Origin of the sequence: Gryllotalpicola ginsengisoli DSM 22003 (assembly GCF_000419445.1) — a bacterium.
GTDB classification, from domain to species: Bacteria; Actinomycetota; Actinomycetes; order Actinomycetales; family Microbacteriaceae; genus Gryllotalpicola; species Gryllotalpicola ginsengisoli.
This window is the reverse complement of the sequence record NZ_AULK01000003.1, coordinates 83,962-96,706: the sequence shown is the minus strand read 5'-3', so window position 1 is coordinate 96,706 and position 12,745 is coordinate 83,962. Positions and strand designations below refer to the sequence as shown.

Below are 12,745 nucleotides of genomic sequence, written 5' to 3'. Positions count from 1 at the left end.
CGCTCAGTGTGCTTACGCTAACAGACTAAGTACACCGATTCGTACCAAACACGGGTAGGATGGAGCCGTGACGGAGTTGGAGAAGGGCCCGCAAGGCCGCCGGCGCGGCAGGGGAGCCCGTGAGCGCATCCTCACCGCGTCGCAGAAGTTGTTCCGGGATCAGGGCATCAACGGCACCGGCATGGACCAGCTCTGTGCGGCGGCCGAGGTGTCCAAGCGCACGCTCTACCAGCACTTCGCCGGCAAGGACGACCTGATCACCGAACACCTGCACCGATTCGACCCGGACATCCTGCCCGAGGTGTTCGACCGCACCGATCTCACGCCTCGTGAACGGCTCCTCGCCGTCTTCGACGTCCATGCGCCGCTGTGCCCGTTCATCCAGGCGGCCGTTGAAATCTCCGACCCGAGCCACCCCGCGCGCACCTACGCGCGCGACTACAAGAAGGCCTTCGCCACCCGACTCGCAGACGCCGCCCGCGAGGCAGGCGCGGACAACCCGGACCGGCTCGGCGAACAACTCGCGCTGCTCCTCGACGGCGCCGCGGCGCGCACCCGGGTCCTCGGCACGGATGCCTTCGCCACCGCTGCCGAGATCGCGACCGCGCTCATCGACGCCGCCATCCCCGCGACGGTTCGGGACTGAGCGCGGACGCGCGCTGTCTCGGCCGGACTTTCGCAGTCTTCCCGAAGCCCTACAACGAGGAACGCTACATCGGCGCCATGTCCGCGAAGCGGGAGTACGCGCCCTGGAAGGCGACCGCGACGTCGCGCGTCGGCCCGTTGCGGTGCTTGGCGACGATCAGGTCGGCCTCGCCCGCGCGGGGGCTGTCTTTGTCGTACATGTCCTCGCGGTGCAGCAGGATCACCATGTCGGCGTCCTGCTCGATCGAGCCCGACTCGCGCAGGTCGCTGATCGCCGGCCGCTTGTCGGTGCGCTGCTCGGGGCCGCGGTTCAACTGCGACAGCGCCACGACCGGCACCTGCAGCTCCTTGGCGAGCAGCTTGAGCGCGCGCGAGAACTCGGAGACCTCCTGCTGACGGCTCTCGACCCGCTTGCCGCTCGTCATCAGCTGCAGGTAGTCGATGACGACCATCTTGAGCCCGACGCGCTGCTTGAGCCGCCGGCACTTCGCGCGGATCTCGACCAGCGTCATGTTCGGGCTGTCGTCGATGTACAGCGGCGCATCGTTGATGCGCGCGCGGGTGGAGGCGAGCTTGGTCCAGTCCTGCTGCTCGAGCCGGCCCTTGCGCAACACGTGCAGCGGCAGAGACCCTTCCGCGGAGAGCAGGCGCATGGCGATCTCGCTGCGGCCCATCTCGAGGCTGAAGAAGATGGTCGGCATGTCGTGCTTCAGCGCGGCCGCCCTGGCGAAGTCGAGCGCCAGGGTCGACTTGCCCATCGCGGGCCGGGCGGCCACGACGATCATCTGACCGGGGTGCAGCCCGTTGGTCAGCTCGTCGAGCTCGGCGAAGCCGGTGGGCACGCCGGTCATCGTGCCGTCCTTGTGGCTGGCCGCGTCGATCTCCTCCGCGGCGGCCTCGATGGCGAGCGTCAGGGGAACGTAGTCCTCGCTGTCGTTCGTGCCCGTCACGTCATAGATCTCGGCCTGGGCGTTGTTGACCAGGTCGAGCACCTCGCCCTCACCCTGGTAGCCCATCTGGGCGATGCGCTCGCCGGCGACCACGAGGCGGCGCAATAGCGCCTTCTCGGCGACGATCTCGGCGTAGAACCCGGCGTTCGCCGCCGTCGGCACCACGCTGGTGAGCGTGTGCAGGTACTCGACGCCGCCGGCCCGCTGCAGCTCGCCGGTCTTGATCAACTCGTCCGTGACCGCGACGACGTCGGTCGGCTCGCCGTGCGAGTACAGCCGCAGAATCGCCTCGAAGACGACCTCGTGCTTCGGCAGGTAGAAGTCGCGCCCCCGCACCACCTCGACGACGTCGGCCACCGCGTCCTTGCTGAGCAGCATGCCGCCCAGCGTGCTCTGCTCGGCGAGCTCGTCGAAGGGGGGCGTGCGCCCACCCGGATACGCGCCGGCGTCGCCGTCGCGGCCGCTACGGCCGCTCCCGCGATCATCGCGGCGGTCCTCCAGGTGTGCGATCGACAATCCGACTCCTCACGTTCTCCTCGGGCGCGCAGAAGCGCCCTGTTCCAACTTCGCATGGGCCGCCGACATCCCCGCGGCGACACCCTCATCGGTGTCGAGCCGCCCCTGTCGGCGAAGCCTTGCGCCACCCTAGGGAGTCGTCTCGGCCGGTCACAACACGGCCTGTGGAAAACCCTGGGGAGGAAGCGTGCGAAACGCCGGGAGCAGTGTGCAGAACGCGTGTGGATAACTGTGGAGAGCTGAGAAATCTCGGCACTGAAATCACGCTTGACCGGCCTTCTTTTCTTCCCCACCCTGTGTGTAGAAAGTTGTTTGGAGTGATGGTCGAAGGTTGATGTTTCGGGCAGGTTGCCTGTGCAAAATGCTGGGGAAAATCGCCCCATTAAATGCTTGTAGCGGCGAGCCGGGGCTCGCCGCTACAGCCAGTGTGCCTGCGGTGCTACTTGGCCGCAACCACCTTCAGCGAGATGGTCGCGACGATGTCGTCACGCAGCTTCACGATCGCCTCGTGGTCTCCCGTCGACTTGATCGGGGAGGTCAGCTCGACGCGACGCTTGTCGACCGAGCCGAGGCCGGAGGCCTCGACCGCGGCGGCGATGTCGGCCGGCTTCACGGAGCCGAACAGGCGTCCCTCGGCGCCCGCCTTGACCGCCAGGGTCACGACGTTCGCCTCGAGCTTCGACTTGAGGTCCTGCGCCTCTTCGATGCTCGCGTGCTCGCGGGCGGAGCGGGCTGCCTTGATGGCCTCGACCTGCTTCTCGCCGCCGCGGGTCCACGGGGTCGCGAAGCCCTGCGGAACGAGGTAGTTGCGGGCGTAGCCGTTCTTGACCTCGACGACATCACCGGCCGAACCGAGGCCGGAGACCTCGTGAGTGAGAATGACCTTCGACATTGTGTCCTCCTTAGCGGCCGGCGCCGGAGTAGGGGAGGAGCGCCATCTCACGGGCGTTCTTGATCGCCTTCGCGATGAGCCGCTGCTCCTGGACCGACACGCCGGTGATGCGGCGGGCGCGGATCTTGCCGCGCTCAGAGATGAACTTGCGCAGGGTGGCGACGTCCTTGTAGTCGATGACACCGACGGTCACGGACTTCGCCGGGGCGGCGTTCTTGCCGTCCTTGCCCTTGCGGATCGGCTTGCGGCGGTCGCCGCTCGACTTTCCAGCCATGGTTGAAGTTTCCTTAGTTGATCAAAAAGGGGGTTTAGAAGGGGGTGTCGTCGCTGTAGCCGCCGGGCGTCGACCACGGGTCGTTCGACGCGGGGGCGTCGACCGGAGCGGCCTGGGCCCACGGCTCCTCGCCACCGCTGCCACCGAAGTTCGAGCCGCCGCGGCCGGCGCCGGACGACTGTGCACGCTGCACCTGGGCGGTGGCGTAACGCAGCGACGGGCCGATCTCGTCGACCTCGAGCTCGATCACGGTGCGGCGCTCGCCCTGCTGGGTCTCGTAGGAGCGCTGCTTGAGGCGGCCGGTCGCGATGACGCGCGAGCCCTTGCTCAGCGACCCCGCGACATGCTCGGCGAACTCGCGCCAGACGCTGGCGCGGAGGAAGAGGGCTTCGCCGTCCTTCCACTCGTTCGCCTGGCGGTCGAAGGTGCGCGGAGTGGACGCGATGGTGAAGTTGGCAACCGCCAGCCCGCTCTGCGTGTAGCGCAGCTCGGGGTCTGCCGTCAGGTTGCCGACCACGGTGATGACGGTCTCGCCGGCCATCGGACTACGCGCCGACCTTCTCGGCGGCCTTGGCCTTCTTGGCCTCAGCCTTGGCCTCGACCTTGGCCACGCGGGCGACGGCCTCCTCGGCGCGCAGCACCTTCGTGCGCAGCACTGCCTCGGACAGCTTCAGCTGGCGGTCCAGCTCGGCGGTCGCGGCCGGGTTCGCGGTGAAGTCGACGACGGCGTAGATGCCCTCGGCGCGCTTGTTGATCTCGTAGGCGAGACGGCGACGGCCCCAGACGTCGACCTTGTCGATCGACCCGCCGTCGTTGCGGACGACGTTGAGGAACTTGTCAAGGCTGGGAGCGACGGTGCGCTCATCGATCTCGGGATCGAGGATCACCATGAGCTCGTACTGATGCATGACTAACCCACCTCCTCTGGACTCGAACGGCTGCGGTATTTCCGCAGCAGGAGGGTATGTGCATCCGTGGCGGCCGGATGGCGCACCACGACAACCTCAATAGCGTAGCGGACGGCCCGGGAATCCGCGAACCCGAAGGCAGCAGGCTCCGGTGCCGACTCGGATGGCCATGCGCGCTCGAATCGTCTTAGCGTGGAGACATGACCGACGCACGCACGACTGTTCCCGAACTGAAGCTCAACGACGGCAACGCGATCCCGCAGCTCGGCTTCGGCGTCTTCCGCGTCGACCCGGCCGAGGCCACCCGAGTCGTCTCGGACGCGTTCGAGGTGGGCTACCGTCACATCGACACGGCGGCGATCTACCGCAACGAGGAGGGCGTGGGCGCCGCGATCGCCTCCTCCGGCATCCGGCGCGACGAGCTGTTCATCACGACCAAGCTCTGGAACTCCGACCAGACCCACGCCTCTGAGGCGCTGAAGACGAGCCTCGACAAGCTCGGCCTCGATCACGTCGACCTGTACCTGATCCACTGGCCGCACCCGAAGGGCGGGCACGCGCTGGAGGCGTGGCAGTCGCTCATCGAACTGCAGCAGCAGGGGCTCGCCACCTCGATCGGCGTCTCCAACTTCCGAATCCAGGACCTCGAGCAGGTCATCGCCGAGACCGGAGTGACCCCCGCCGTGAACCAGGTCGAGCTGCACGTCGAGTTCCAGCAGCGCGAGCTCAAGGCGTTCCACGCCGAGCACGGCATCGCGACCGAGGCCTGGTACCCGCTTGGCGGCGGCGAGGTGTCGACCGCCCCCGCTCTGCTCGAGGTCGCGAAGGCGCACGGTGTGACCCCGGCGCAGGCGATTCTGCGCTGGCACCTGCAGACCGGCAACGTCGTGATCCCGAAGTCGAGTCGCAAGGAGCGCATGGCCGAGAACTTCGACGTGTTCGGCTTCGAACTCAACGACGCCGAACTCGCCGCTCTGGCCGCCGTCGATCGGGGCGAGGCCGGACGCCGCGGCGGGCACCCGGACGAGCTGTAAGGGTCAGCCCTTCACCGCTCCGCTCGCGAGGCCGGCGACGTAGAAGCGCTGCATTCCGACGTACAGCACGATGCAGGGGATCATCGCGACCACGGCGCCTGCGGCCAGGAGACCGAAGTCGACCTGACCGTAGGCGCCCTGCTGCACGTTGACGAGGGCCAGCGGCAGCGTGTAGAGCTTCGCGTTGGTCAGGAAGGTGAGCGCGCCGAGGAACTCCGTCCACGACGCCAGGAACGCGTAGAGCGCCGCCGTCGCTGCACCGGGAAGGATCAACGGGCGCAGCACCGAGAGCAGCATCCGTGTGGTGCCGGCGCCGTCGACGAAACCCGAGTCCTCCAACTCCGGCGGGATCGACTCGAACGCATTCCGCATCACGAACACACCGAACGGCAGGTTGACCGTCGTGTAGAAGAGGATCAGGCCGAGCAGGCTGTTGGTCAGATGCATGCTGTTGAGCTCGAGGTAGAGCGGCGTCAGGATCGCCTGGAACGGCACCATCATTGTCAGCACGATCAGCCCGAACAGCCAGTTCGAGACGCGGAAGCGGAACTTCGCGAAGCCGTAGCCGGCGAGGGTCGAGAGCACCGCCGTCAGCACGGCGGTGACGACCGCCACGATGGCCGAGTTCAGGATGGCTTCCCCGAGGTGCGCCTCGGAGCCCAGATGGGCGAAGTTCTGCCAGGTGAGGTGGAAGAAGGTCGACCCATCCGGCGGGTTCTCGATGACCTGTGCCGGCTGGAACGCGCGGAACAGCGCGAACAGCAGCGGAGCGGCGAACACGATGACGGAGAGGACGAAGCCCGCGACGTACAGCGCGATCTTCGCACCCGACTCCCGACGGCCCGAGACGGTGATGGCGGTCATGCGCGCGCTCCCTTCGCGTCGTCACGATCGCGTAGCAGCCAGAACTGCACCGCCGTGATGATGCCGGTGACGATGATCAGCAGGATCGACTCGGCGCTCGCCGCTCCGAGCTGCAGCTGGACGAACGCCTTGTTGTAGATCTGCAGCACGGCCGTCGTCGTGGCGGCGCCCGGGCCGCCGGCCGTCAGGATGAAGAACTGGTTGAAGGCGAGGAACGACCCGATCACCGAAATGATCAGGCTGAGCGCGATGGTGCGGCGCACCATCGGAATGGTGATCTGCCGCTCCGCCTGCCACCACGTCGCGCCGTCCATGGCCGCAGACTCGTAGACGTCGGCGGGAATCCCCTGCATGCCCGACATGAGCAGCACCATGGTCAGGCCGCTCGCCGCCCAGACCACGAGCACACAGATCAGCCCGGTTGCCAGTGGCCCCGAAACGAGCCACGCGGTCTGCCCGTCGGTGATGTGCAGCGCGCGCAACACGATGTTCACCGCCCCGGATCCGGGCTGAGCCTCCAGCACGAGAAAGAAGCTGAGCGTGGTGAGCCCGACGACGTAGGGGACGAAGAGGATGGTGCGCAGCACCGTGCTGCCCCGGCGCCGCCTTCGCACCAGCACCGCGAGGACGTACCCGAGCACCAGGATCGGCACGGTCACGATGGCGGTGTAGATCAGCGTGTAGAGCAGCGCGTGCCCGAACGCAGGGTCGGTCAGCGCCGACAGATAGTTCGTCAGCCCGATGAAGCGGTACGAGCCGATCAGCGGGAAGTCGGTGAGCGAGATGTACACCGCGACTACCAGGGGTGCGAGCACGAACACCGCCACGAAGGCGACGACCGGAAGCACGAGCGCCAGTCCGGTGCCGCCGGGATGGGTGAGTGGGCCTCGCCTGCGCCCGGTCGGGCGGAGGTGCGTGACGGGACGCGCCGGCCTGCGCAACGCAGGCTCGGGGCGGCTGCTGACGGCGGTCATGCCTGGGTCTCCTTCAAGAGTCTGTCGAAGCCCGCCTGGCCGTCACTGAGGGCGCCGTCGACGTCTCCGTCGAACACCGCCTTCCGGAACATGGCGAGGAACGGGCCGTCCGCCTGGTTGATGGCGAGGTTGTAGGCGAGAGTTCGCGGCGCGTAGCCGAGGTCGAGGTGCTCCAGCGGCGTCGTATCGAGCGGATACTTCGCGCGGAATGCCGCCGTATCGGCATCGCTCCGGATCGGCGTATAGCCTCCGTCGGGCAAGCTCTGCTGCTGGGCTGTCTCGAGCGCGAACTTCGCGAACTCCCAGGCCGCCGACGGGTTCTTGGCGCCACGGGGCATGCACAGGTTGTCACCGCCGTCGAAGAAGCAGCGACCGCCCGTCGGGCCGGGGATGACCACGGGCTTGAGCTTCGCGGCCATGGCCTTCGGCGCCGCCTTGATCACGGCGAAGTTGCCTGGGAAGATCGCGATCTTCCCGGCGAGGAAGTCGCTTCCCCAGTGCGTGGCGGCATCGGCGTAGCAACTCGGCGGCGCCCACTTGTTGCGCCACATCCGACGGAAGAACTCGAGGGTCGTCCGAAGTTTGTCGTTCTTCTCGATGAACCCGGTCTGTGATCCGATTTCACCGCGGAAGACGTCCGCATTCTGAGCCCACAGGTGCGGGAGGAAGGTGAAGCCGAGCGCCCCCTGGCCGTTGCCGGGGAAGGTCCACGCGTAGATGCCGTCCTTCGCCGAGGTGAGCTTCGGCAGCGCTTCCTGCAGCGTCTCGAGGGACTGGGTGGCCTCATCCGGGTCGACGCCGGCTCTGTCGAACAACTCGGTGTTCAACCAGAGCAGGGAGTTGTCGGCGAGGAACGGGACGCCGTACACCTTCTTCCCCAGCGATGCCAGCGACAGGTGACCGGGCGAGAGCTTGTCGCGGTACGGCAGTTCGTCGACGAGCGGGGTCAAGTCCGTGAAGGTGTCGCGATAGATGAACAAGGACGAGTTGATGTCGTCCATGTCGACGAGGTCCGGCACCTCGCCGCCGCGGATCGCCGTCGCCAGCTTGGTCACGTACTCGGCGTCGAGCACGGGGGTGAGTTGCACCCGGATCGCGCTCTGGACCTTGTGGAACCGGTCGATGATCGTCTGCATCCCGGTCTGAGTGGCCGAGCGAGACCAGACCGACACGGTGCCGCGGGCCCGCGCCCCGAATCCCGCGGCCGCGACGTCCGGTTCGGGCAGCGTGCTCGAGCATCCGGCAAGCACCCCGGTGATTGCGGCTGCGGCGCCTGCTCCGGCAAGGCCGAGCAGTCGTCGGCGGCTTATCTCCATTGATAGCCCCTCCGTTTCCCGGCGATTCAGACCGTCGGTATCCACACGCGCATCGGACCGATGCCGCGATTCGCCCACGCGAAATAAGGAATCGCGGTGAGTTGCACCCGCTGCCCGTCGGGCCCCACCGCCGGGAACGAGAGAGTCGTGACGCCCCCGAGCAGGTCGGGTCGGTGCTGCGCCGCGTAGTTTGCGTCGGGGTCGACCCGCAGATCGTCGAGAACGACGCCGTCCGGTTGGTCGGCCTGCTCGATCGCATAGACGAGCGGGCCGCGACGCACCGCGACGCTTCCGCGCACGGCGTCGACTCGGGGGTGCGCGGTGACGACGGATGCCTGAAGCGGCAGCTCGAGTTCGACGACGTCGCCCGGATTGAAGACGCGCCGTACATGCGCATAGCTGCCGGCCTCCACCGCCTGACCGTCGACGGTTGCACCCTCGGCCCACGCGGGGATGCGCAGCGCGAGGTCCGCCTCGCCCCCGGGCGCCGCCTCCACGGTGACGCGGACCGCGCCCTTCCAGGGGTAGTCGGTCTGCACCGCGACGGTGAACTCACCGTCGGCGAGCGCGCCAGTGATGCGAGACGGCGCGTACTGCTGCAGTTGCAGGCCGCGCTCGTCGACCGTCGCGAGATAGCCGCCGAGCTGGGCCAGCGTTCGCATGACGTTGGGCGGGCAGCAGGCGCAGTCGAACCAGCGGCGCCGACCGCTTGCCGCGCTGCGCTCGTTGTCGGCCTCGGCCCCATCGCGAAGGTGCAACGTGTTGACGTAGAAGTACTCGTCGCCGCCGAGGGAGACGCCCGGCATCACCGCGTTGTAGAGCAGATGCTCGATCTGATCCGCGTAGCGCGGTTCGGCGGTGGCGAGCAGCATCCGCCATGCCCACTGCACCGCCCCGATGCCGGCACAGGTCTCGGCGTATGCGCGGTCGGCGGGCAGCTCGTAGGGGTCACCGAACGCCTCGCCCTCCCAGCGGGCACCGAGGCCCCCGGTCACGTACTGCTTGGCCTCAGTCATGGACGCGAATTGCCGGTCAAGCGCCCGCAACAGCTCTTCGTCGCCCGTCTCGACGGCGACGTCGGCGGCGCCGGCGGCGAGATAGACGGCGCGCACCGCGTGACCCTCGACGGTGGCCGCCTCCCGCACCGGGACGCGGTCGGAGAGATACGTCGCGTTCCCGCCGTAGCGCGTGGTGAGCGCGTGGCCGCGCGCCTCGACGAAGTAGCGCGCCAGGTCGAGGTACTCGACCCGGCCCGTCTGGCGGTACAGCTCGACGAGGCCCATCTCGACGACGGGATGCCCGTCGACGTCTTCGCGCCTGCCAGCGCCGAAGGTGCGCACGAGGTGGTCCGCGAAGCGGATCGCGACCTCGAGCAACTCGTCGTGGCCGGTGCAACGCGACTGCGCCACGGCGGCCTGGAAGAGGTGTCCAGCGCAGTAGTGCTCGTGGTCGCGCGCCGGGTTGCGGTAGCGATCGCCGCGGATCTGGATGACAGTGTTGACATACCCGTCGTCCTCCTGCGCGGCGGCCACGAGCGCCGTGATCTCGAGCTGCTCGGCCAGCAGCCCTTCGTCCGGCTGCCGGCCGTACTCCCAGGCGGCCGCCTCGAGCCACTTGTACACGTCGGAGTCGGCGAACACCGGCCCGCGGATCTCACCCTCGAGCGACCCGCCGGCGATGCGGAAGTTGTCGAGGTTGCCCGCCTCCTCGAGCTGGCGCCGTCCGTCGGGAATCGACACTTCCCTGATTCGGCGCTGCCGCCCAGCCCACCAGCCGCCGGTGATGTGCGCGACGTCGATGCCGAGCGGCTGCAGGGCGCCCAATGCGCTGGTTGAAACACCGGTCGGCGACGCGGGCGGTCTCACCGAGGACACGATGGTCATGGCTCTCCCTTGAGTCCAAATCGGAACACGTTTTCTGTCACGCTAGCCCCGCCCGATTTGCGACGTCAACCACAATGGGTTATATCCTTTGCATTCCGCATTTTGGAAAATTTTCTGGAAAGAGTCCGGCCATGGTTACGCCCCGAAAGCGCATCACCGTGATCGACATCGCCCGCGAGGCCGGCGTCTCGCCCGCCACCGTGTCGAAAGCGCTCAACGACACGGGGCAGCTGCGCGAGGCCACGCGGCAGAAGGTGCGCGAGACGGCCGAACGCCTCGGTTTCGTGTTCGACGGCGTCGGCCGCTCACTCGCTTCCGGCCGCACTTACTCAGTCGCCGTGCTGACGGGCGACGCGATCGGCCGGTTCTCCATCCCGATCATGCTCGGCGCGGAGAACGCGCTCGCCGCCGGCAAGATGCTGGTCTTCCTCTGCGACAGCCGCGACGACCCGCTGCGCGAGCAGCACTACCTGCGCAACGTCCTCGAGCGGCGGGCCGAGGGGGTGATTGTGACAGGGCGGCGAACCGAGCCCCGGCATCCGATCGACGCGGCCCTGCCGGCGGTATACGCCTACGCTCCCTCCGACGACCCCGCCGACAGCTCCGTCGTCGCCGACGAGGCGGAAGGGATGCGTCTCATCGTCGACCACCTCCTCGCGCTCGGGCGAGAACGCATCGCCCACATCACCGGGCCGGTGAGCCACTTGAGCGCACGGCTTCGCGCCGACGCCGTGGCGCAACGTCTCACCGAGCGCGGGCTCGAACCGCACGGCGCACCGCTGTTCGGGGAGTGGAGCGAGGCATGGGGACGAGCGGCCGCCGAAGCGCTGCTCGAACACGGCGCACGGATGCCGGATGCCATCACCTGCGGCAGCGATCAGATCGCCCGGGGCGTCACCGAGCGGTTGCGCGAGCGCGGGGTCCGCATTCCGTCCGACATCGCCGTCACCGGCTACGACGACTGGGACGTCATGGTCAGCGGCTCGCGCCCGACGCTCACCACTGTTGACCCCAAACTGGGCCAGATCGGGCGTCGCGCGGCCGAGCTGCTGCTCGACAAGATCGCCGGCCGGGAGCACTCGGGCGTCGAGCGAGTGCCGCCGCGGCTCGTGTCGCGCGCCTCGACGCTCGGCGAACTCTAGTCCCCGCCGGTGACCGCCTTGTTGGCGGCCTTCTGCGCCTGCTCGAGCCCCTTCTTCACCGAGGTGCGCCCGAGGAAGACCTCGTCGAGGTACGGCTTGAACGCCGTGGACGCGTCGGAGAAGTGCGCGCCGACGGGTGCCGGGATGGTCGGCTTGTCGTCGATCACGTCGAAGAAGGGGCTCACGTCCACACCGGCCTTCTTCCAGTGGTCGAAGTAGACCTGCTGGGCGTCGAGCACCGCCGGCAGGTTGGCGCCGGAGGATCCGATGTAGGCGTTGCCCTTCTCGGACCCGAGCCACTTCAGCACCTCGGCGACCTGCTTCTGGTGGGTGCTCTTCGCGTTGCCGACCACGGACACGCCGTTCGTGACGCTCACGGCACCCGCCGGACCGGCCGGCAGCGACACGACCCCCCAGGAGAACTTGACGTTGTCGGCGACGTTCGACAGGTTGTACAGCCCCGACTGGAAGAGCGCGATCTTGCCCTGCTGGAACTGGTTGAGAGTGAAGTCGCCGTCGCTGTTGGTGTCGGCCGCCGACGGCGCAACGTGGAACTCGTTGATCAGGTCGACGAGGTACTGGAAGGCCTGCTCCGTCTTCGGATCCGTGAAGGTGAAGGTGCCGTCCGACTTCTGGAAGGTGCCGCCGTTCGAGCCGATGAACGGCAGGTAGATCGCCTGCAGGTCCTGGGCGGCGCTGTAGCCCCACTGCACCGTCTTGTCGGCGTCGAAGCCGGGCTGGTCGGCGGTCTTCCCGTTCGAATCCTTGGTCAGCTTCTGCGCGACCTTCAGCAGTGTGTCGTCCGCCCCGTGGTCCGGGCTCCACGTGAGCTTCGCGATGTCGGCCTCCGTGAGGCCCGCCTGTTGCACGAGCTCCTTGTTGTAGTACACCGCGATGCCGCCGTCGGAGGTCTGCGGCACCCCCCACAGCGTTCCGTCCTGCGTGAACTGGTCGACCACCTGCGGGGCCCAGGCCTTCTTCGCGCTCGTGCCCAGTGCCTTGTCGACGTCGACGAGGGCGCCGTTCTTCGCGTACTCGCTGTAGTTCTGCGCGTTCATCCAGAACAGGTCGTCGGCCGAGCCGCCGGCCAGGTCTGTGCGCAGCTTGGTGAAATAGTCGGCCCACGGCACGACGTCCACCTTGACCGTGAGGTCGGGGTCCTTCTTGTGCAGGGCCGCGAACGACTGTCGGTACGCCTTCGCGGCGTTCTCGTCCCAGGTGCGGAACGTCAGCGTGGTCGCTCCCGACGACGCCGGCGAGCACCCGGTGAGCAGGGCGCCCGCCGCGGCCAGCAGGGCGGCGGTGGCGACGAGGGCGCGCAGTCGAGGCATCCGTCGTTCTCCTTCT

The 12,745-nt window shown here is 67.9% G+C and carries 13 protein-coding genes; 3 read left to right on the top strand and 10 right to left on the bottom strand.

All coding sequences use genetic code 11. The features are described 5' to 3' along the window. The first annotated feature begins 67 nt into the window (after positions 1 to 67). A complete protein-coding gene (locus H563_RS0107195) occupies positions 68 to 646 on the top strand; it encodes a TetR/AcrR family transcriptional regulator (RefSeq protein WP_022881931.1) in 579 nt (192 codons plus the stop codon). A gap of 64 nt (positions 647 to 710) precedes the next feature. On the opposite strand, the gene dnaB is transcribed toward H563_RS0107195, so the two are convergent. From dnaB to rpsF, 5 genes are all read right to left on the bottom strand, one after another. Beyond that, the gene (gene dnaB, locus H563_RS0107190) at positions 711 to 2,111 is read right to left on the bottom strand and encodes a replicative DNA helicase (RefSeq protein WP_022881930.1); all 1,401 of its coding nucleotides are present in this window, start codon (positions 2,109 to 2,111) and stop codon (positions 711 to 713) included. 439 nt (positions 2,112 to 2,550) lie between these two features. Further along, positions 2,551 to 3,003: a 50S ribosomal protein L9 gene (rplI, locus tag H563_RS0107185; protein ID WP_022881929.1), complete on the bottom strand. Its 453-nt coding sequence runs from the start codon at positions 3,001 to 3,003 to the stop codon at positions 2,551 to 2,553. A 10-nt stretch (positions 3,004 to 3,013) separates the two neighbouring features. Next, complete coding sequence (gene rpsR / locus H563_RS0107180) at positions 3,014 to 3,277, bottom strand: 30S ribosomal protein S18 (protein ID WP_022881928.1); 264 nt, start codon at positions 3,275 to 3,277, stop codon at positions 3,014 to 3,016. A gap of 34 nt (positions 3,278 to 3,311) precedes the next feature. After that, positions 3,312 to 3,818, bottom strand: a complete 507-nt coding sequence (locus H563_RS0107175; RefSeq protein WP_022881927.1) for a single-stranded DNA-binding protein — start codon at positions 3,816 to 3,818, stop codon at positions 3,312 to 3,314. Positions 3,819 to 3,822: 4 nt separating this feature from the next. Then, the gene (gene rpsF, locus H563_RS0107170; protein WP_022881926.1) at positions 3,823 to 4,185 is read right to left on the bottom strand and encodes a 30S ribosomal protein S6; all 363 of its coding nucleotides are present in this window, start codon (positions 4,183 to 4,185) and stop codon (positions 3,823 to 3,825) included. A gap of 200 nt (positions 4,186 to 4,385) precedes the next feature. Between rpsF and H563_RS0107165 the strand changes: the two genes are divergently transcribed. After that, entirely contained in the window at positions 4,386 to 5,219 is an 834-nt protein-coding gene (locus H563_RS0107165) for an aldo/keto reductase (RefSeq protein ID WP_022881925.1), read from the top strand. A gap of 3 nt (positions 5,220 to 5,222) precedes the next feature. On the opposite strand, the gene H563_RS0107160 is transcribed toward H563_RS0107165, so the two are convergent. The 4 genes from H563_RS0107160 to H563_RS0107145 are packed head-to-tail and all read right to left on the bottom strand — an operon-like array spanning position 5,223 to position 10,256. Next, positions 5,223 to 6,083, bottom strand: coding sequence for a carbohydrate ABC transporter permease (locus H563_RS0107160; RefSeq protein ID WP_022881924.1), 861 nt, complete (start codon positions 6,081 to 6,083; stop codon positions 5,223 to 5,225). Further along, positions 6,080 to 7,057 carry a carbohydrate ABC transporter permease gene (locus tag H563_RS0107155; protein ID WP_022881923.1) on the bottom strand — a complete coding sequence of 326 codons (978 nt, stop codon included), beginning with the start codon at positions 7,055 to 7,057 and terminating at the stop codon, positions 6,080 to 6,082. Before H563_RS0107155 ends, H563_RS0107160 begins: the two co-directional genes overlap by 4 nt. Next, positions 7,054 to 8,373: an ABC transporter substrate-binding protein gene (locus tag H563_RS0107150; protein WP_027479207.1), complete on the bottom strand. Its 1,320-nt coding sequence runs from the start codon at positions 8,371 to 8,373 to the stop codon at positions 7,054 to 7,056. The genes H563_RS0107155 and H563_RS0107150 overlap by 4 nt, the downstream gene beginning before the upstream one ends. A 26-nt stretch (positions 8,374 to 8,399) precedes the next feature. After that, on the bottom strand, positions 8,400 to 10,256 hold the full coding sequence (locus tag H563_RS0107145) for a glycoside hydrolase family 127 protein (RefSeq protein WP_022881921.1): 1,857 nt from the start codon (positions 10,254 to 10,256) through the stop codon (positions 8,400 to 8,402). A 131-nt stretch (positions 10,257 to 10,387) separates the two neighbouring features. Here H563_RS0107145 and H563_RS0107140 point away from each other — a divergent pair, with 131 nt between their 5' ends. After that, positions 10,388 to 11,398: a LacI family DNA-binding transcriptional regulator gene (locus tag H563_RS0107140; protein WP_022881920.1), complete on the top strand. Its 1,011-nt coding sequence runs from the start codon at positions 10,388 to 10,390 to the stop codon at positions 11,396 to 11,398. Here H563_RS0107140 and H563_RS0107135 read toward each other — a convergent pair. Next, a complete protein-coding gene (locus tag H563_RS0107135; protein WP_022881919.1) occupies positions 11,395 to 12,729 on the bottom strand; it encodes an ABC transporter substrate-binding protein in 1,335 nt (444 codons plus the stop codon). The two genes, H563_RS0107140 and H563_RS0107135, sit on opposite strands and share 4 nt — an antisense overlap. Positions 12,730 to 12,745 lie beyond the last annotated feature (16 nt).

Excerpts from the sequence above, each read along its gene's own strand:
- rplI (WP_022881929.1), bottom strand. The coding sequence starts at position 3,003 with ATGTCGAAGGTCATTCTCACTCACGAGGTCTCCGGCCTCGGTTCGGCC.
- rpsR (WP_022881928.1), bottom strand. The coding sequence starts at position 3,277 with ATGGCTGGAAAGTCGAGCGGCGACCGCCGCAAGCCGATCCGCAAGGGC.
- H563_RS0107175 (WP_022881927.1), bottom strand. The coding sequence starts at position 3,818 with ATGGCCGGCGAGACCGTCATCACCGTGGTCGGCAACCTGACGGCAGAC.
- rpsF (WP_022881926.1), bottom strand. The coding sequence starts at position 4,185 with ATGCATCAGTACGAGCTCATGGTGATCCTCGATCCCGAGATCGATGAG.
- H563_RS0107165 (WP_022881925.1), top strand. The coding sequence starts at position 4,386 with ATGACCGACGCACGCACGACTGTTCCCGAACTGAAGCTCAACGACGGC.
- H563_RS0107160 (WP_022881924.1), bottom strand. The coding sequence starts at position 6,083 with ATGACCGCCATCACCGTCTCGGGCCGTCGGGAGTCGGGTGCGAAGATC.
- H563_RS0107155 (WP_022881923.1), bottom strand. The coding sequence starts at position 7,057 with ATGACCGCCGTCAGCAGCCGCCCCGAGCCTGCGTTGCGCAGGCCGGCG.
- H563_RS0107150 (WP_027479207.1), bottom strand. The coding sequence starts at position 8,373 with ATGGAGATAAGCCGCCGACGACTGCTCGGCCTTGCCGGAGCAGGCGCC.
- H563_RS0107145 (WP_022881921.1), bottom strand. The coding sequence starts at position 10,256 with ATGACCATCGTGTCCTCGGTGAGACCGCCCGCGTCGCCGACCGGTGTT.
- H563_RS0107140 (WP_022881920.1), top strand. The coding sequence starts at position 10,388 with ATGGTTACGCCCCGAAAGCGCATCACCGTGATCGACATCGCCCGCGAG.
- H563_RS0107135 (WP_022881919.1), bottom strand. The coding sequence starts at position 12,729 with ATGCCTCGACTGCGCGCCCTCGTCGCCACCGCCGCCCTGCTGGCCGCG.